Annotated in this window: 1 pseudogene; it reads left to right on the top strand. The window is 60.5% G+C overall.

Annotated features, from left to right (window positions below):
• Nucleotides 1–138 (top strand): annotated as a pseudogene (locus BC360_RS26365) (electron transfer flavoprotein subunit beta/FixA family protein); the annotation flags it as partial.
• Between the last annotated feature and the right edge of the window lie 211 nt (nucleotides 139–349).

Below are 349 nucleotides of genomic sequence, written 5' to 3'. Positions count from 1 at the left end.
GCCGATTTCGGCGTCGACACGACCGCCCGGCTGAAGGTGTTGAAGACCGAGGAGCCGGAAGGCCGCAAGGCCGGCATCAAGGTCAAGTCGGTGGCCGAGTTGGTCGAGAAGCTCAAGACCGAAGCCGGCGTGCTCTGAAATCCGTGAGGTCCGCCTGCAAACGGCGTGTCGCTGTGCTTCCGGTGCTCACGTACTAGAGTACGCTGTGCGCCGGTTCTCGCGTCTCACCGTTTTCGGCAGGCCCTGACGGATTTCGGGAACGAACCATTTTTCTAGAGGACAAAACCATGGCTATTCTGCTTCTGGCTGATCACGACGGCAGCCACCTTTCCGACCAGACGGCAAAGGC

This window comes from Ensifer sp. LC163 (genome assembly GCF_001695855.1).
In the GTDB taxonomy this organism is placed as follows: Bacteria; Pseudomonadota; Alphaproteobacteria; order Rhizobiales; family Rhizobiaceae; genus Ensifer.
This window is presented reverse-complemented; position numbering and strand designations above follow the sequence as displayed.